We start from the raw sequence: 18568 nt of genomic DNA on the forward strand, positions 1-18568 counted from the left end.
TTCATAACAATAATATTATCGGCATTACCAATGCTCGCATGATACATTTAATAAAAAAGGGCCGCGGACACAGCCCTTATATTACGACTCCTGTAAAATCAATATCCGCTTACGGACAAATATCGTAACCCCTTATCGAAGTCGAAGGAAATTTTGGCTGCGGCTTCATTGAATCCTTCCGAAATCAATCCGTCCTCTGCCTCGATCAGGTTCAGATCTTTTAAGTATGATGCATATTCCTTGCCGATAACCTTAATTCCGCACCCTTCCGGAATTCTAATGCGAAGGTCGGCATCATTCCCCGATACACCAACAGTGACCAGCGCCGCTTTATTGCCAAGCTTCATATAAATGTTGCCGCCGTCATTATCCACCGTCAGTTTTTCAATGGGAATGGATTCGAGATTAAGGTCAACATCGGATTCATGCCCGACACATTTCAGCTCCAGTGGAATTTCATCGGAGAATGACACCCGCCAATCCTGGTAGGAACCGCGGCCGCTGATAATCACGGCACTGCGCCCGCTGCCGGAACGGCTTATATCAAGCGTCGCCAGATTGTTTTTCTTTTCGAGCGTAATGTCGGGTTTCCGCGAAAATCGATCAAATTTGGCCGAGGCCAGATTCAGGCCGGTCCGATAAATAGTCAGATCGGTTTGCCCATGGTCGATGACAGCATCCATCTTCTCGATGGAGGAATCCGTTTCTGCTTTCCAGTTATAGCGGTCGACAAAACTCCTCTCCCGGCGGTCGGGACCGATATCGACGGCCACATAAACCATACCTCCCACCAAAATCAACGGAGCCAGGTATGATATGAATTGAAGCTTCGTCCGGTTGAATATTTTCTCGATCCCGATGGCAATCAACAGCAGCGGCCACCAGAAAAGCAGCTCCAACCAGTAATCCCAGTCGAGGTAGCCGGCGTTGTTCAAAAGCAGCAGGACTCCGACAGTGATAAACAGCAGCCCCCAGCGAAATCTACTTGGTGTCATTTTCTTTTCCCCCCATCTTGGCGATTTCCTTCAATGATTGCTTGCGCGGTCGGTTAAACAATATTACCAGCCCGACCAGGATCAGAACCATCGGCCAGAAATCAAAAATATCAAAAATATCCATATCCACGCTGTTAAGCAAAAACAGACTGCCCACCAGAATTAGAATAATCCCGAACACTAGACTGCCCGATCTCATTTGACCTCCTGGATATGTCCGTCGGTTTCCAGCAGCTTTTCTTTTTTCCGGCTGCTGCTAAGAACAAGCGCCAGACCGGCCGCAATTAAAATCGCCGGCCAGAAGAAATCCCAAAAATCAAACCACCAGTAAATGTTCTTGAAGAGAAAAACGACGCCAATGGCGACCAGGATCAGCCCCGGAAGGAATTTCCCAAGGCTCGACTCCGTTCGGGCGGGCGGTGTTTCCAGCTCAACTCCCAGCGGCCGCTTGGGCATAACAATCCAGGCAATAATATATCCCAGCAAACCTGCTCCGTCGGCAAAAACCAGAATAATCGCAATTATCCGAATAATCGTCGGGTCAATATTGAAATATTCACCCAACCCTCCACAGACTCCGGCAATCTTGCTGTCGGCAGTTGATCTGTACAATTTTTTGTCCATCAGTCACTCCTTGGATGACGGTTTCTATCTATCCATGTACAGATACGATAATTGGACTGAGAAGGTTTCTATTTTGTCTCAGGCTCGAGATCGCCGATATATTTATCAATCTCTGTTATGGTGCCGGAATCGGCCTGGTTACGCAAGGATCTGAGATATTCAAGCATCAGGCCCCTTTCATTCTTGATCGGGGTCACTTTACCCAGATTATGAAAGGCATCAGCCATCGTCCTGATTATTATATGGAGCGAGTCGGCGGAAGGCCGCCCGGGCGACGCGCCCTTGGCAGGGGTCGAGGCTGAATTGAAATTCATGGTTTTGGATAAATAATCGCTTTGCCGACTTGCCAGAACATAACCGTAATTTTGCCGAAGTTGCTGAGCATCGTCATAGTAATTTATGTAGGTCGCTATATCCTGACCGGTTAAATCGTCAAATTGATTCGGATCAAGACCCCGCTCTTTGAGTTCGGTCGCCTGCTTTTCAACATCATACATGGCCATATATGCATCGGTCGATGGCGCCTTATCGGCCTCGGAACCGGCGGAAAGCTGCTGAAGCGACGCCACACTGTCCGAAGGTACAATTACCGGGAGTATCTTCTTTGCCATATCAGCCTGCTCCGTGGCCGCCATTCGTGACGCCTCCGCGTCCGCTCTGTCCTTAATAGCAACCGGCATGTTCATCTCCGCCTGAAACTCAGTTACCGTTTTCTCGGCTGTCTCATTATCACTCTGAAGAGTACCCTTCTTTTCCGCCGATGATGTTGCTTCCTTTGGCGCCGGAATCGATTCTAATTGTTCCGTCACCTGATCCTTCACTGCTTCTTCCGCAACCGCAGGTTTGCTTGCCTGATCGCCGGCGGCTCTTTCCATTTTCTTCGATTTACCCTCATCGACTTGCACTCCGGCCGCGGTTTCAATGGTCGGCACTGACATCACCGGCGCGGCATCGTCCCGGGCCTTCATTTCTCCTGAGACATTGACTCTTTCGGACGTCATTGTATCAGCATCTTTGACCGGCGCAGGCGCCAAATAATTTACCGACTCTGACGGCTGGCTGACCTTCGCTTTCTCGGATTTAAACAATCCCCTGACCGGCCCGACCTTCTCCGCCTCATGAACCGAAATAAATGCAATCAGCGCTACCGAAGCGGCCACGGCCGCCAGCTTATATATCAGATTCCGGTAGCTTCTTCTGACCGGAACGACTTTCTCTGTTTCGAGTTTTTCGATCCGGTCAAGGACCGCATCCTTTTGCTCCGCCCAGTATGACTCATCACCGTCGATATCGAAATCATCCACCATCCGGCCCAGCGCCAGCAGCTTTTCAAAATGCTCGGTGCATTCCGCACAGCTTTTCAGATGCTCCTCGACCAGCTTCCGATCATCCTTGTCAAGCTGATCGTCGATAAAGCCCGAAAGCAGTTCTTTTATTTTGTCGCAGTTCATATGACTTAATTATAATAAATCTTTCAACATTTCCAGCAGTTTTTGACGCGCCCGATACAGCCGCGAATCGACCGTGCCGGGCGAAATTTTCAACTCGCGCCCGATTTCCTCATAACTTTTCTTCTCGATCATCCGCATCACGAAAACCACCCGGTATTGCGGCGGAAGCGCCTCCACCGCCCGGGCAAACCGCCGGTTATTCTCGCTATCTATAATACGGTCCAGCGGGTTATCGGCCCCATCCGGAACCGACGCCAGCAAATCATCATATTCCGAAGCCGGTTTCTCGCGCTCTTCTTTCTTGATTAGATTCAGGGCCAGATTCCGGGCAATTGTCGCAATCCAGGGGTAAAACGGTTTTTCGGGATCGAAACTGCCGAGGGCCAGATAACCTTTCACAAATGCTTCCTGTACAACATCTTCCGCCATATCCTTTTTCCCCAGCATCATCAGGATAAACCTGAACAGCCTCTTCTGGTGCTTCAAAACCAGCTTTCCGTAGGCGTTCTTATCACCATCAACCGCCGCCAGTATCAGCGCCCGGTCGACGGCGTTGCTTTCCGAATGGTTTACCGGTGATGGCGACGTTTCTTCCCCGATTTCTTTAGACATTCGCTTTTTTCTGATGTTCCGAACAGATTTTATAAATAAGCTTCTCGATTATCAACCGCTCCGGCTTGATCTGGCTGGTCTTCAATTCATAATCGGCTTTGGCGATTTCGCAGATTATCTCTTCCAACTGCTCACTTTCGAAGTGATTTAATTGCCCCTTATATTTCCAACTCATATCGCGCCCGCCGGCCCCGGAAGATTTCTTGTTTCGGGCCAGATACAACCCCACGAAGTGCTCCCCCATCCAGAATAGAAGCGACGACATTTTTTCGCCCTGGCCGAGAAGGAAGCCTATGATTTCCATGGCTTTATCATAATTTCCGGTGGCCGCATGATCGGCCAGCTCAAAAACCTTGAAAGCCTGATAATCCGATGAGACCTTGGCTACTTCATCTTTGGTGATTCTGCCCCCCTCACCCACAAAATCAATCAGCTTATTGGTCTCGGCAATCATCCCGCCCAAATCACCGCCGGTAAGGATTATTATCATATCAAGAGCCGCCGGGTCGATGGTTATTTTGTTGTCGGCCAGCATCTTATTAATCCGCCGCTTGGCCGCGTCCCCCTTAAGTTTGCCAAATTCGACCGCGGTCGTGCTTTGCTCAAGATATTTGAATATTTTCGTGTTTTTGCGCGGTGTTTTGGCCGATGGGCTCGCCAGTATCAGCACCCGGTTTGGATCGGGCGGATTTAAAAGCGATAATATTTTGCCTATCTGGGCCTGGGAAAATGATTCGATATTACTGATAACAAAAAGCTGCCGTTCGCCCAGCATCGGGATCATCGACAGCTCATTTATGATATCTTCCAGCTTGTTCTTGGTTGCCGAAAGCGCCGTTTGATTGGTTGATTGCTGCGATTTGGGCAGGAACTTAAGCGCCACCACCCGTTGTGCCTCTTTTATACGGTAATCCTCACTGCCGTAAAAATAATACACCGGGCGGAATTTCCCGGCCTCGATTTCTTTACTTAATTCATTTGGTGACACAGCCCCATAATAAAGAGGCTGATACCGGACTGTCAATCAAAAAGCTGTGTGGTGGAGGGATTGCGATCTTTGGGGATCCAGCCGAGTGAGAAATTGTATTTCTTTTTATAATCAAGCGTCTTCTTCAAAAGCTCGCTGAATTCAAAGCGGCAGGTGTGGGTTTTATTGATTTGCTCGACCAGTTCAATATTATCGCCGTAAATCTTGAGTTCTTTCCCCTTGAAAAGTTTATTGTTCATTTCAATAAACTCCAGCAGGGTCAGCAGCGAGGCGTACTCGGTGTGCATCTTCTCGCCGTCAAAAGGAGCCTTGAAAGCGATTCCCGCTTTGGGGATCGAGAAGCAGACCAGCATCTTTTTGGCTTCGGTCGCTTTCGGCTCCCGCTCATATGATCCAAAGAAACATTCCATAACGATAACTACAACAAATCCCATGCCTTTCAGGGAACGAGTCTTGACAGAATTGTATATTATTGATTATCAATAGGTTGGGCAAATTAGAAGAATATCAAAGCGGCAGATTTTGTGAAATCTCCTTCACAAAAAGCCTTGTTATTTGTCGAAATTGCGATATTATTCCTATGTGGATTGGGCACCTTTTGGCTGACCACTCGGCATTTTCCACGGTTGAAATTAATCGGGCTTTGCAAAACCCAAAATCTATTAAAGTAATAATGCATGGAGGTGATTTAATGAATGACTCAGAGTTATTAGAAAAAATCAATTGCCCTATTCAATGCCTTGATGGGGAAATAAAAGCAACGACGGACGAGGAATTCAAATCGCAATTTAGGAGTATTTTTTCCAGCGCAAAAGCGAAAAGTGAACGTGGTGTTGTCTATATGTGGTTTACTAATGAAGGCATACCCAGGATGAGCGGAGAGAGTAATATAATTTACATTGGCAAGACAATTAACACATTATATGAAAGACTCCATCGCTGGGCTGATGTGGAAGGTTCAAATGGCAACTGGAAAAGATATAAGTATATAATGAAAAAATTTGGCCCGATAAAAGTCAAATTTGCCAAGATCGCCAATCCTCGTGAAGCGGAAAAGAATTTGTTAAAAATATATTTTAATGAGCATTTAGAATACCCGCCCATGAATGCCGGCGGCTAATATGGCACTTGCCTGGCCCGGAGCTCCGCTCCGGGTTTCTTAAATCATATCCCCTTGCAAAAACACTATCACTTTGATGGTAATTCGGTCACCGGGAGCTCTTATAGAGGAGTATTTATTTAACTATGTCTATTCTTGTGTCAAAAAATGCGGATTATCCAAACCTTATTTGGGGTATTCTATTTTTTCAAGGGGAACAGGTTTTTAATTTTTTTAAAAACGCAAAAACAAAGCCAATTTCTCATAACCAAAAGAAGGTATATAACTTACAGGATATTTTCAATCAAAATCGGCGCGGTTAAAACATCATTTTGTAGGTAATTTGGTCACACAACTGCAACCGGGTGGCCGCGCCAAACTTGTTTGGGGCGGAGTCACATAATATAATCTACTATATACAATGGCATTATTTGCAGGGGCGTATTGTCGAAGATCCTGACATAGGAAGGGAAATACGCCCGATTTGAAATTGACCTTCTAAGTAGAGGGCGTATATCAATACGCCCCTACCATACAACTAAACCGCCGCGCCCGGCTTCTTGTAACCTTCGGCAACCTCGCGCGTGATTTTAAGATTACGCGCAATATCGACCGTCACCACCAGAATTTCCGCCAGAAGATAGAAAAAGACCAGGCTCAGGAAGGCCGTGACGATGCCGCCGACAATGAAAAACAGGCCACCCAGGAACGTGCCCCCTCCGCCGCGCAGGAAATCAAGCGGCAGCCGTGGAAGGAAATCGACATATCTCGTTACATAATACATAAAATTGCCGCCGCCGAACCAGATACCTACGCCGCCCGCGATCGACAGCGGCACGAACAGGCTGACATAAACTTCCCCGGTCAGCTTCAGCAGTATCGAGGCAATCGGTATGACGGTAAAATCGGCTTGCGGCAGTCCTGCCACTGTTTCGGCCCGAAGCCAGACCACATGCGTCACCATGGCAATGGTTATGATCAGTATGATCTGGAAAATAATCCCGCCCACCACGGCGAAAAATCCTCCCAGATCAAAGACCGTCCCCCACAGCCTGATCCAGAGATACAGGCCGCCAAGAGCCACGATAATGGCCGCAACCCGCAGGATGATGGCAAAGACCTTCTTGAAAAGGTCCCCGTCCGAGATAGAACGCAGAAATCGTCCCATGAAAACATCACTGTTCATGATTGACCTCCCTGTCAAACAAGGGTATTCAATTTGTGCTCTGATTTATATTAAGATAGACAGAAGATTAAATGTTAGAGAAAAGATGTCAACTAAAACATTTGAGCCCGCGCCGCGCCTATTTCAACTGCTCGTAAATCTTGTAGGCATAACGGTCGGTCATGCCGGCGATAAAATCACTGATGATTATCTCCAGCGGTTCATGACCGACACGAAGCTTGTACTTCCCGTGAAGGTTTTCCGGGTCCACCCTGTATTTCGCAAAAAGCATCTCTATAATCATCCGCGCCTGCCCCGCTATCTCAAGCATCCGCGGATGATGATACATCTTCTCATTGAGAAACTTCTTAAGGATTCCGAGTTTGTATCTCATCTCATCCGAAAAATCGACCAGTCTTACCGGGGCATGCCGGACATCATCGAGCGAGCTTATCTGATGCCGTTCTATTTTCGTAAAAGATTCATTGATAAGATCGGTTACTTGCCGGTCCACCAGAAAACGCACGATAGAATGGCGCCGCCGCTTGAGCGTCAGATCGGGATACAATTTCTCCGATTCACGCCGCGCCTCGACCCATATCGGAACATCTTCGAGCGCGCCCCACTCGAGTATCCCCGACGACAACCCATCGTCGATGTCGTGACTGTTATATGCAATCGAATCGGCCAGATCGACCAGTGCCGCTTCGAGTGTTGGTTTCTCCCCGGGCGGGAAGATATCAGGCATTATCGGCTCGACATGACTCTCATGCTTGACGATTCCCTCGCGGACTTCATACGTAAGGTTCAGACCCGGATGTTCCGGATAGCGCCGTTCCAGAATATCGACCACTCTCAGCGACTGGCGATTATGATTGAATCCGCCGAAATCGCGCATCAGCTCATTGAGAACATCTTCGCCCGAATGTCCGAACGGCGTGTGCCCCAGATCGTGCACCAGCGCAATCGCCTCCGACAGATCCTCGTTCAGCCCGAGCGCCCGCGCGATGGTCCGGGATATTTGCGCCACTTCGATACTGTGCGTCAGCCGTGTCCGGTAATGATCCCCCTCGTGGTTGACAAATACCTGTGTCTTGTATTCCATCCGCCTGAAAGCCGCCGAATGGATAACGCGGTCGCGGTCACGCTGGAAAGCAGTGCGGATTGGATGCTCCGACTGCGGATAATGCCGCCCGCGCGATTTCGAAGAGAAACAGGCGTACGGCGCCAGGATCTTCCTTTCATATTCTTCCAGTCTTTCACGCGGCGTCAGCATATTCAATCTCTTGATTTAGTGAAGGAGTTTACCCGAGGAAATATTCAGCGAGACATTATGCGTCATACCCAACTCCGGATGATAGGACACCGCATAAATCAGGCCGTAATTTCCATACTTTATATCCAATCCTCCGCCGTACGTCAGCGGGTTGCTGCTTACTCCCCAGAAAAGGGCATTATTATCGATCAGCCGGATGTACTGGCCGAACGAAGCCAGCGGTTTTTCGCTTTCCTCAAAAGCGATATGTCCCGTGACCGAAAATCTCGAGAGCCCCTCCACTTCGGCATAAATATGATAGATGCTGTTTTCCTGCGCAAGACTCTGCGCGAGCCTGGGACGGTTGATATTATCGACGGCAGCGCCCAGATGATACTTTTGATAATTAATTCCGGCCGCCAGTCCGACCGAAGCGGCCCGAAGCGTCACCTTGCTTTCCGCCTCGCCGATACTTACCTGCCTGCCATCGGCGATAATCGCCGCCGCAAAATGATTGATGGAATAAGAAAACACCCCTTTTGCAGTCTGCTCGACATAATAATCGCTCTTCCCGAATTGCGAGAAACCGATAACAGCCGACAGATTCTTATATCTGTATCCGGCGGCGGTATAAATCTTATCAAGATCGGCCAGTTCGAATTTTCGCTGATAACCTGCTTCGAAGATAATCTCATTTTTGTTCATGACCCCGGTCGGGCATGTCAGCATATCGGTTGCGGTCGGCGAAGAAAGCAGAACCGAACCGCCCAGTCCGTACTGCCGGCCGATATCGAAATCATTGGCCCGGGTTCCGCCGATGATGATCAGCATCACCATGACAAATGTAAGACTTATTTGTTTCATGGCGCTATCACCACCGTCTGTTTGTACTGTCCGGCCTCGGCAACTTCAATAAATAGTATGTACATGCCGATCGGAAGAAACCGCCCGCCGTCGGTGCGGCCGTCCCACTGGATCCGCCCTTCGAAAGCCGGAAGCCCATCGACCAATGTCCGGACAATCCGGCCCTTGGTGTCATATATTCGTATGGTCATATTTTCGCCCGGCGGCACTTCGAATTCAATCATCATCTCACCGTCTTTTGACGGCGAAAAAGGATTCGGCTCGGCGGTAACATTGATACTCGATGACACCGGCTGGAAATAGACTTCATTCGGCCGGCCCGGCGTCCCGCCGACCTCCACCGAACGTCCCCAGCGCTCAGTCATTCCGGCTTCCTCGCCGCGCGCCCAGGTGTAATTGCCGCCATAAGTAAAATCATACCTGATGCTGTCAACGATATAGTCAAGATTATCGCGTAGTTTGATGATATCTCCATCATTATTCAAAGCCGGCCAGCTATTCATCTCCAGTACATTCACAGAAGTGCCATAGTAATTCTCAAAGGCCGCCTTATCCTTGCACAGAACCAGATAGTCCTGTCCTTCCACAATGATTTCCGGGACCGCAATCGGATCCGAGGCCATAATCGGATAATATTTTATTTCATCACCCAGATACCAATCAGCAAGATTGACAGCCTGATCCGATCGGTTTCTCAGTTCCACCCATTCCGTTGCCAGATCACTCTGGGGGTCAGCCAGAAATTCCGATAATAAAATCGGCGGATATTTCATCCCAAAGGCGGTCACTGTCCGCACATTATTTTCCATTCGATTATCCGGCGGAAGTTGAAAAAGAATCAACGGATAAACATCATTAAATTCAAAATACAGATCAAACTCGATCGTATCGCCCGGGTTCGTTTGAGGATAATCGATTATGGCGATAAGATCGGAACTGTCCGCCAAACCGTCGCCATTAGGATCATAGTACACCGAAAGCTCCCCGGCCGGCATCTGCTCCAGGCCGAAATTGAGCATAATAACACCAATCCTGGAAATACCGTCACCAAAATATTCGGCTATAACCGACTGCAGGGCCAGATCATATGGCAACGGGGTAACCGAGTTGATTTTCCCCGGAGTGCTTCCGGCAGGATCAAGCGACTGCCGGCCGGCCGTATCACCGGGAAGATACCGTTCCCACGAGACACCGTCAATACCATCACTCTCCCAGGTTAATTTTGATACCGTTTGAAGCGCCAGATCCAGCTCGACCGATCCGCCCGAGTTGGTCAGCCTTATACTGCTCAACTCAATGGCCCGATAATATTCCGTCGTGCTGTCGTCCCCCCAGAACCCGCTGCCGTCACCCCAGACTTCTTCAAATCCTGCAGAAGCACCGTCGGAAATTAGTTTGCGGCAGAACACCACATACTCATAAGGAAAAATCCTGATTCCCGGCATAAGAATAATATCATTGCCGATTTTTAACGAATAAAAAGTCAACGGAAAGTCATTATCGGTATTGTTATAAATTTCGATCCATTCCAGCATGACATTGCCGCCCGGTTCATTGGCCATGACCTCATTGATTTCAAGCTCGGCCAGGACGTCGCCTGCCACTGACATCAGGAACAGAAAAGAAAGGATGATCTTGAGCAGTTTCATCACCATTTCGCTTTCACTTCTATCATGAATTGCGATTCATATCTATCCGTACTCGCGCGACTGTACCGGTAAGAGTACTTCGCACCCAATTCAAAGGTACTATTCATTTCAACCATTTCACTTACATAACCGTAAAAATAATCAAGTCGGCCGGCTTTCAGATTAATCTTATCCATATTCAACCATATATCGACCAGTCCGAAATCCCTTACATCCCCCCTGATTCGCTGAAAAAGGGACAGATATTCACGGTCATACAGGTCATCAGTATATTCGATATAATTCTTTATGTCAAATATGCCAAAGATTATATTGCTTTCGACCCGGAACTCGTTTTTGGATGCAATCTCTCCCGGCACCGATCTGCGGCAATATCGATAGCTGAGCTTAAGCTTCAAATTATTATTAATCGGATAGATAAGCGAATTGGCCAAATCAATATAATTCAGGTATCTGCTTTCTCCGTATGTCGAAAACGAAACCTCGTGCTGAATTGAATAACCGAACTCGGTTGTGCTCTTGAGAAGTAACCCTCTTTGATCGATTCTTTTGTCCCGATATTCAAATTCTATCGTATCGATGGCGACGGTTTGATACAGAGAACCGGCGCGTCCGCCGCCTGTAAGATTAATAAAATCATCATTATAATTCCAGGCGGAGACTTTCAATCTAAAAGGATCGCCTTTCACCTGCACCTCAGCAACAGCATTGGGAAACGAGGCATTCATATCCTTCGGTACCGCCAATTCCAGAGCCGCTTCAAAATCCCTTTGCTTGTAACTGCCGAAAGCCCCGAACTGATAGTGCTTGTATTTTATCCCGGTCAGGCGGTTTTCAACAATTGCTCCCTGGAACATGCCCTCCATCTCAAAATCCTTGAATTTTCTAAGGAAATCGACCGCTCCGGCGCGAAGACTGAAGTTGTCGATTTGGTCATAATGCAACAGCATCCGCACCGCATCACTTCGGCGGCCGCCCTCAAAATAGACGCCGTTAAATCCGCCATAGTCAGGGAAAAGAAATGAATCTTCAAAGGTCTCATCGCTCTTGCTCAGCAGCTTCCCGCGATAACCGATGGTCAATCCAAGGCCGAAGCGCGCCGTAAAATTACCAAAGATCATTTTTGACAAGGGTCCCTGATCGGCTTGGTAAATTATTGAACGCCGGGCCCATTTCCTTTCGCCGTTGAAATTTTCGTTATAGCGAAGGTCCAATCTCCAATTTTCGTTGATCGCCGAATTCAAGGTCATAAAGCTCTTATTATCGCCGTTTTCCTCAAGCTTCTGATAAGTCCGGGATCGGAAATAGCCGTTCTTTTTTGTCGCAGAAGGCTCTCCCGGTAAAAATGTCTCGGTCTGCTCGAGTTCAATACCGGTATAATCCGAAGCCGTCGACTGCAAAAAGTAACTTATATTGGGAATTTCCTCCAATAAATACAGATCAGTACTGTCGATTCCATCTTCAAAGATTTCATTCAGATTAAGATAGGTTTGATAGTCTATATCGCCGCGAAGGTACGCTTCATAAAGCTCCTGCTCCGACGGATAAACATCAAGCGTCAGATTCTCTGCAGAAGTCAGGGATGTCATTATCATCAGGCAAAGCAGGCAACGGAATATGGTCCGAGTGTGGGAACTCAATTCAAATTATACTCTTTTATCTTGCGATAAAGAGTCCTTTCCCCTATGCCGAGTTTTTTTGCAGCCGTCTTGCGGTTTCCGCCGCATTCGCGAAGGGCCGTTTCTATCATGACCCTTTCGATATCTTTCATTGTCTTATCGGAATAAACCGCGGTATCATCGGTCGTGTTGTTTACGGTTTCGAATTCCGACCTTCCCTGCAAATTAACCGTGATAAGATCGCGAAGCATTTTTATCTCACTGCCCAATTGCAGAAGCGCATGATAGATCAATTCGTGTCCGGCTTCCTCATGTGTGTGTCCCGTCACAACCGGAAGATTTCTGCTTTCGAAGGCTTGTTCCGATATGAACTGTTCAACATCAATGGCGGAGATCTCACTATCAGGATGAAGCGCTCCCATACGCGCAAGGAAGTTCCTGAGTTCCCTGACATTCCCCGGCCAATCATAGCGCAAGAGCAGGTCCAGCGCTGAATCGGAAAAACCTTTTACTTTTTCCAAAGCGCTGAAGTGACACAACAGCGGGAGAATGTCCTGGCGGCGGTCATACAGAGCGGGCAGAACGATTTTAACGACGCCCAGTCGAAAATACAAATCTTCCCGAAAATCACCGCTGTGGATGGCTTCGATAAGATCGCGATTGGTGGCCGCAATTACCCGGGCATTGGAATGGACCGGTTTATCGCCGCCAACCGGATAGAAATAGCCGTCCTCGAGTACACGCAGCAGTTTAACCTGCATATCAAGTTTCGTTTCGCCGATTTCATCCAGAAGAATCGTTCCGTCGTTGGCCCGGATAAACATGCCGACCCGGCTGGCCACGGAGCCGGTGAAAGCACCTTTCTCATGACCGAACAATTCCGATTCCAGGACACCCTCGGCAATAGCGCCGCAATTGATGGCCACGAATCTTCCCCCGGCGCGTGATGAGTTCTCATGGATGGCGCGTGCCACCAGTTCTTTGCCGCTGCCTGACGGGCCGACAATAAGAATCGAGATGTCGGTCGGGGCGATGCGGTCGATTGTCTCGGCAACCACTTTCATCTTTTCCGACCGCCCGATAATATTGTACTTTTTCAGTAATGATTTCTGATGGAGTATCCTTTGAACCTTTTTTGCGATTTGTTCCGGACCGTCGTCAATATTAATCGTCCCGTCATAGATTTCATAAGCCGCCGAATCGGTATCGGACCAGACAATCTGCCAGATATCCGCCTGCGGATTTCTGAGCCGCATCCTCCGGACGACACCTCGATTTATCTTGGGATATATTTCAGGAATAAGAATAAGATCGACCGCCCGTTCCTTAAGAAGAGTATAAAGAAGCGAGACTTCTTCGACAAATTCCCCAATCGGGCGAAAAATCTTTTCGAAACCGGAACTGCCCGATATCAGATCGCCATTGGCCAATATCAGAACATTTTGAATCATTTCCGGCGGCGTCTCCCTTTTCCCGGAGTAACCCGGCGGCCGCCTTTTTTGGGTCGGTCCTTTTGAACGGGTGGTGGCAATTCGACAAGGTAAAAATTAATGTCGTTTTTGAGCAAATCAACCGAAAGCACGCCCACCTCGACCGGATCACCCATTCTGAAAATTCTGCCCGTCCGCCTCCCGACCAGGCGATAACGCCTTTCCTCGAAAAGATAATAATCGTCGCCCAGAGTCGATACGCGCACCATACCTTCGACACCCAGATCAATGAGACGGACAAAAAAACCGAAGTTGAGGACGCCCGAAATGACGCCCTTGAACTGCTCGCCGACATGCTTGGACATGTAAGCCACCTGTTTATACTTGACGGCCTCGCGCTCGGCCGCTTCGGCATTACGCTCGGTATCGGAACAATGCCGGCCGATATTGCTCAGGATGTTGTCCAGACGCTGAGCCAGCTTGACCGGGTAGTGTCCGTCCGCCAGTTTTCTCAAGAGCCTGTGAACGATCAGGTCGGGATAGCGCCGGATCGGAGAGGTAAAATGAGTGTAATGCTTGAATGCCAGCCCGAAATGACCGACGTTCCCCGGCTGATAAACGGCCTTTTTCATCGAGCGAAGCATCAATTCGTTGATCAGCTCCTCCTCCGGCTTGCCTTTCACTTTCAGCAGAAATTTGGAAAACTGCATCGGTTGCACGGTTTCCGAAACCGGGAAGTTATAGCCGAGAGTGGTCATCAGATATGAAAAAGCCTCGAGTTTCTCCAAATCGGGCCGATCGTGCACGCGGTAAAGAAATTTTTGTCCCAGCCTGGAGACATTCGCCGCCACTGCCTGGTTGGCCGCCAGCATGAATTCCTCAACCAGCCGATGCGACTCAAGACGGACGCTGTGCCTGATTTCGGCAATCTCACCTTTCTTATTGATGATGATCATCGGTTTGGGCAAATCGAAATCGAGCGAGCCATTGGCCATTCTGAGAGAATGAAGAATTTGGGCCAGTTCCCGGGCAACGGTCAAATTGTCGGCGATTCGCTCTATCCGATCGGTGACGGTCCCGCTGTCAAAAAACGCCTGCACCTCCTCATAATTAAGCCGCGCCCTCGAATTGATAACGCCGTCGGTTATCTCCCAGTCAAGCGCTTTGCCCTTGCGATCAAAATTTATAATGATCGCATAAACGAGGCGCTTCTTATTCGGCTTAAGCGAACAGAGGTCATTGGAGAGTTCCTCCGGAAGCATTGGTATCACCATCCCGGGAAGATAGACAGAATTACCGCGATTGAAAGCCTCTCTGTCAAGTTGGGTGTTGTCCCTCACATAAAACGAAACATCGGCAATAAAAACACCCAGACGATAACCATTCGGTGTCTTCGAAACCGTAATGGCATCATCGAAATCCTTGGCATCAATCGGGTCGATGGTGTAAACAACCTCGCGGGTAAAATCTCGACGGCGCTTTATTTCGCCGGAACTGAGATAGGCGCCGACCTTGCCGGCCTCCTCTATAACCGCCGGCGGGAAATCTCTCGGCAGATTGAAGCTTCTTATGACAGTCTTGATATCGACGCCCTGATCGCCGGGTTTCCCGAGCACGTCAAGGACCTCCCCCTCCGGATTGCGGTATGGATCATCCCAGGCACTGATTTTTGCAACCACCCGCTCGCCGTCGCCGGCCTCTTTTGATAAGGTGTTCGGGACATAAATATTCCGGCGCACTTTTTTGTCATCGGGGATGACAGTACTGAAGTGCTTCCCGCGCTGAAATATTCCGACAATATCCTTTTCCGCGCGCTCGATTACCTTTATGACTGTCCCCTGTAATTCCTGTTCCGGGCGGGAACCGACCCGGACCATGACTTTATCGCCATCGAGGGCGGTCAGCAGATTCGGCGAGTCGATTACAACCGGCTCACCCGCTTCGGTGAAGATTGTCCCCTTGCCGCCGCGAGTAATGGCAATGGTCCCAACCACCAGATTCATATCCGAGGGAACACCGATTTTTCCGCCCCGCAGGTCAACCAGCCGCCCTGAGTCAATCAGTTCCTTGATCAACCGCCGGAAAGCGACATATTCTTTTTCAGTAACGCCGATTTCCTTGGCCAGCTCTCGAGGTTTAAGCGGCCGCCCTGCCTTATAGCGCAAAAAGTCAATTATAAATGATTCATTGATATTCATAGAGAAAATAAAGGCCATAAAAGGGTCACTGTCAAGACAAAATGTCACATTTCTGCCAATTTGGCAGAAAACTATGATTTTTGATTATTATATTTTCTTATAAAATAAATAAAGGCAGGTCAATGAACCTGCCTTTTTGCTTATTCGCTCTGCCTGTTACGCGCATTAAATTTAATAGAATTGCCATTCTTTATGCAATAAGAAAGTGCCGGGCAATCGGCCCGGCACACTGACAACAAGCTTTGGATATTCAACACGGCCGATTAATTGGAGTATTTGAACACTTCCGGCCGCCTTATCTATGTCAAATTATCGCTTCCAGCAATCGGCGTTGTTCGGGCCGGTTCCCGGTCCGAATCCCTGCCCCGGAGCATCGGGCGCCATGCCCTTTCCATGTCCTAATCCGTGACCGCCGAAATGTCCCCGTTCTTTGCCTTTTTCCTGGCGAAGCTCTTTCAGCTTATCGATCTGCTGCTCGGTCAGGACACCCTTGACTGCCTGGCGATGAGAAAATTTCATTTTTTGCATCTCGGTTTTAAGCTTGCCGACCTTGTCCATTTGCGAAAGTATCTCGTTATCCGCGGCATCATTCATTCTCATATGCCGCAATTCCAGCTCCGCCTTATCCAGCGCCGCTTTCTTATCGATTCGCTCCAAACCGAACTGCTCGGCCATCTGAGAAATCTTGGCTTTCTGACCATCATCGAGGCCGATTTCATCAGCCGCTTTCAACAGCATGCCCGGTCCAAAAAAACCATCCGCTCCATGCCCCATCCCGCGTTCGCCCATACCGCGGGCCATGTCGCTGTCGCCTCGCCCGCGATGCCCCGGATCTGCGACCGCAAATGCCGCCAAAAGTGCCAGTGCTGCAACTGCAATAATAAGTGCCTTTTTCATAACAATCTCCTTCTTATATTAAAATATTATATTTCTCTTAGGGCCGCTTATCGTGCGGTTCATCTTTGCGGAACCCCCGCACGGATTCAATTAACTCCCGTTCAAAACGCTCCTGAAAAACAATCATTTTCCCCTGCTGAATGACAGTCAATATCTTTTTTGAGTTGTCAAAAAATGTGTCAAATGAATTAATCATTTCTCTCTTTAATGCCTGTATTTTCTCTACCTTTTCCTTCACCGCCTCTTCCGGTGGAGTTTCTATTTTCAGGAGTTTGATCAGTCCTTCAACTTCCAGGTCGATTTTCTCTCTGATATCGCGGCTCTCTTTTCTGAATGAGGCAAAAAGCGCAATAAATTCACTGTTTTGCTGCTCATCCAGATCAAGAACCTCCAGAAGTTTCAGCAATCTCAAATTTTCCAGATTATCGGCGTGCTTACCCCATCCGCCGCCATGCATACCCTTACCCGGTCGCTGCGCGAAAGCGGCCGGTGCGGCCAGAATAACCAGCAACATACCGATAATTATCAAGTCTGTTCCTTGCCGTCTTCTCATAACAGACCTCCCAACTCTATATTATTTTCAAGATATTTCAGTTCCTCGGCGCTCAGCTCGTCGATAACAAGTTCCGAACTGCCAAAACCGTTCCTCCCGACAAAATCGCCGACTGCTTCAGCGACATACTGATCATCGATCCAGGAATCATCGAAGAGCTCTATTTCACCGGTATAGCTGGAGTAATAGAATTCCGGCACTACCGAATTATTCTCAACACCCGGCGTATTTGAGAAAATTGATATGAAAACCAGCATGAATACGGCGCTGACAGCAACGCCATACCGCACCATCAACCGATAGAACCCGGTCGCACGATTAAGATAGCCGTTGATTTTTGCATCCAGCCGCTCCTGCACAACTGCAAATTCCGCGGCTGCCAGAGGCTTTGGCGTCATTTTATTCAGGCTGGTTTCCAACGCCTGCAGCGATTCATACCATTTACGGCAATCAACGCAGCTTTCCAGATGCACTTTTTCCTCGGTGTCTATTGCCGGGTCACCCAATTTTAGGGTCAAGCTTTCTCTAAAAAATCTGCAGTCCATCTTATCACCTGAAATCTTCGAGTTTCTTTTGAAGTTTCTCGACCGCCTTCTGATAATTGGTCTTCACGGTCGATTCACCCTTTCCGAGTATTTCGGCAATTTCGACGAAGGAAAGCTGATCATAAAACCGAAGATTGAAGACCAGTTTCTGTTTGGGCGGTAATTCATTTATACTTTCCTGTATTTTATTGCTCAATTCGCTGCGTCCGGCAGCATCATCCATCTCATAGGCCGGCTCATCCTTGGGCGAGGCGCCAAACGGCAGGAAAGATAAAATCCCCCGGCGTTTGATTAAATTTATGGACTTATTGGAGACAATCCGGTAAAGCCAGCTCGAAAAGCTCGCTTCTTCACGGAACCCGCGGATCGCCTTAAAAGCGGCGAAAAAGGTATCCTGAAGAATGTCCAGCGCCTCTTCGCGGTTACCGGTCATCCTGTAGGCTAAAGCAAACATTTTATCCTTATACCTCGCAACAAGTTTATCAAACGCTCTCCGGTCGCCGGCCCTGGCCAGCGAAACTAATGCCTGTTCTTCCCTGTCCATCATTTCTCAGTTTCTGTACTATAGACAAGCGGCCCCAAAAAAAGACTAACAAAAAAGGCAAACCTTAAATAAAGTCTGCC

General features: G+C 48.5%; 19 protein-coding genes. 1 reads left to right on the top strand and 18 read right to left on the bottom strand.

Annotated features, from left to right (window positions below):
• Nucleotides 1-98: 98 nt before the first annotated feature.
• From CVT49_03675 to CVT49_03705, 7 genes are all read right to left on the bottom strand, one after another.
• Nucleotides 99-995 (bottom strand): hypothetical protein, encoded by an 897-nt coding sequence (locus CVT49_03675; GenBank protein PKK84434.1) that lies wholly within the window; start codon nt 993-995, stop codon nt 99-101.
• Nucleotides 982-1194 carry a hypothetical protein gene (locus tag CVT49_03680; protein ID PKK84435.1) on the bottom strand — a complete coding sequence of 71 codons (213 nt, stop codon included), beginning with the start codon at nt 1192-1194 and terminating at the stop codon, nt 982-984. Before CVT49_03680 ends, CVT49_03675 begins: the two co-directional genes overlap by 14 nt.
• Nucleotides 1191-1619 carry a hypothetical protein gene (locus CVT49_03685; protein ID PKK84436.1) on the bottom strand — a complete coding sequence of 143 codons (429 nt, stop codon included), beginning with the start codon at nt 1617-1619 and terminating at the stop codon, nt 1191-1193. The genes CVT49_03680 and CVT49_03685 overlap by 4 nt, the downstream gene beginning before the upstream one ends.
• Before the next feature lie 68 nt (nt 1620-1687).
• A complete protein-coding gene (locus CVT49_03690; protein ID PKK84437.1) occupies nt 1688-3070 on the bottom strand; it encodes a hypothetical protein in 1383 nt (460 codons plus the stop codon).
• Nucleotides 3071-3079: 9 nt separating this feature from the next.
• The gene (locus CVT49_03695; protein ID PKK84438.1) at nt 3080-3682 is read right to left on the bottom strand and encodes a hypothetical protein; all 603 of its coding nucleotides are present in this window, start codon (nt 3680-3682) and stop codon (nt 3080-3082) included.
• Nucleotides 3675-4706, bottom strand: coding sequence for a DNA polymerase III subunit delta (gene holA / locus CVT49_03700; protein ID PKK84439.1), 1032 nt, complete (start codon nt 4704-4706; stop codon nt 3675-3677). The genes CVT49_03695 and holA overlap by 8 nt, the downstream gene beginning before the upstream one ends.
• Entirely contained in the window at nt 4703-5104 is a 402-nt protein-coding gene (locus CVT49_03705; GenBank protein PKK84440.1) for a hypothetical protein, read from the bottom strand. The genes holA and CVT49_03705 overlap by 4 nt, the downstream gene beginning before the upstream one ends.
• A 38-nt stretch (nt 5105-5142) precedes the next feature.
• Here CVT49_03705 and CVT49_03710 point away from each other — a divergent pair, with 38 nt between their 5' ends.
• Complete coding sequence (locus CVT49_03710) at nt 5143-5790, top strand: hypothetical protein (GenBank protein ID PKK84441.1); 648 nt, start codon at nt 5143-5145, stop codon at nt 5788-5790.
• A 517-nt stretch (nt 5791-6307) separates the two neighbouring features.
• Here the strand turns inward: CVT49_03710 and CVT49_03715 are convergent.
• The 11 genes from CVT49_03715 to CVT49_03765 all read right to left on the bottom strand — a co-directional run bounded on the left by CVT49_03715 (nt 6308) and on the right by CVT49_03765 (nt 18491).
• Nucleotides 6308-6955, bottom strand: coding sequence for a hypothetical protein (locus CVT49_03715; GenBank protein PKK84442.1), 648 nt, complete (start codon nt 6953-6955; stop codon nt 6308-6310).
• 118 nt (nt 6956-7073) lie between these two features.
• Nucleotides 7074-8210, bottom strand: a complete 1137-nt coding sequence (locus CVT49_03720) for a deoxyguanosinetriphosphate triphosphohydrolase (protein ID PKK84443.1) — start codon at nt 8208-8210, stop codon at nt 7074-7076.
• Nucleotides 8211-8225: 15 nt separating this feature from the next.
• Nucleotides 8226-9053: a hypothetical protein gene (locus CVT49_03725; GenBank protein ID PKK84444.1), complete on the bottom strand. Its 828-nt coding sequence runs from the start codon at nt 9051-9053 to the stop codon at nt 8226-8228.
• Nucleotides 9050-10708, bottom strand: coding sequence for a hypothetical protein (locus CVT49_03730; GenBank protein ID PKK84445.1), 1659 nt, complete (start codon nt 10706-10708; stop codon nt 9050-9052). The genes CVT49_03725 and CVT49_03730 overlap by 4 nt, the downstream gene beginning before the upstream one ends.
• Nucleotides 10702-12297 (bottom strand): hypothetical protein, encoded by a 1596-nt coding sequence (locus CVT49_03735; protein PKK84446.1) that lies wholly within the window; start codon nt 12295-12297, stop codon nt 10702-10704. The genes CVT49_03730 and CVT49_03735 overlap by 7 nt, the downstream gene beginning before the upstream one ends.
• A 41-nt stretch (nt 12298-12338) precedes the next feature.
• Nucleotides 12339-13772 (bottom strand): sigma-54-dependent Fis family transcriptional regulator, encoded by a 1434-nt coding sequence (locus CVT49_03740; GenBank protein ID PKK84447.1) that lies wholly within the window; start codon nt 13770-13772, stop codon nt 12339-12341.
• Nucleotides 13769-15967: a ribonuclease R gene (gene rnr, locus CVT49_03745; protein PKK84448.1), complete on the bottom strand. Its 2199-nt coding sequence runs from the start codon at nt 15965-15967 to the stop codon at nt 13769-13771. The genes CVT49_03740 and rnr overlap by 4 nt, the downstream gene beginning before the upstream one ends.
• A 291-nt stretch (nt 15968-16258) precedes the next feature.
• A complete protein-coding gene (locus CVT49_03750) occupies nt 16259-16846 on the bottom strand; it encodes a hypothetical protein (GenBank protein ID PKK84449.1) in 588 nt (195 codons plus the stop codon).
• Nucleotides 16847-16883: 37 nt separating this feature from the next.
• Nucleotides 16884-17399: a hypothetical protein gene (locus tag CVT49_03755; GenBank protein ID PKK84450.1), complete on the bottom strand. Its 516-nt coding sequence runs from the start codon at nt 17397-17399 to the stop codon at nt 16884-16886.
• A complete protein-coding gene (locus CVT49_03760) occupies nt 17396-17944 on the bottom strand; it encodes a hypothetical protein (GenBank protein PKK84451.1) in 549 nt (182 codons plus the stop codon). The genes CVT49_03755 and CVT49_03760 overlap by 4 nt, the downstream gene beginning before the upstream one ends.
• A gap of 4 nt (nt 17945-17948) precedes the next feature.
• On the bottom strand, nt 17949-18491 hold the full coding sequence (locus tag CVT49_03765; GenBank protein PKK84452.1) for an RNA polymerase sigma factor SigW: 543 nt from the start codon (nt 18489-18491) through the stop codon (nt 17949-17951).
• Between the last annotated feature and the right edge of the window lie 77 nt (nt 18492-18568).

Source organism: candidate division Zixibacteria bacterium HGW-Zixibacteria-1, from assembly GCA_002838945.1.
In the GTDB taxonomy this organism is placed as follows: Bacteria; Zixibacteria; MSB-5A5; order GN15; family PGXB01; genus PGXB01.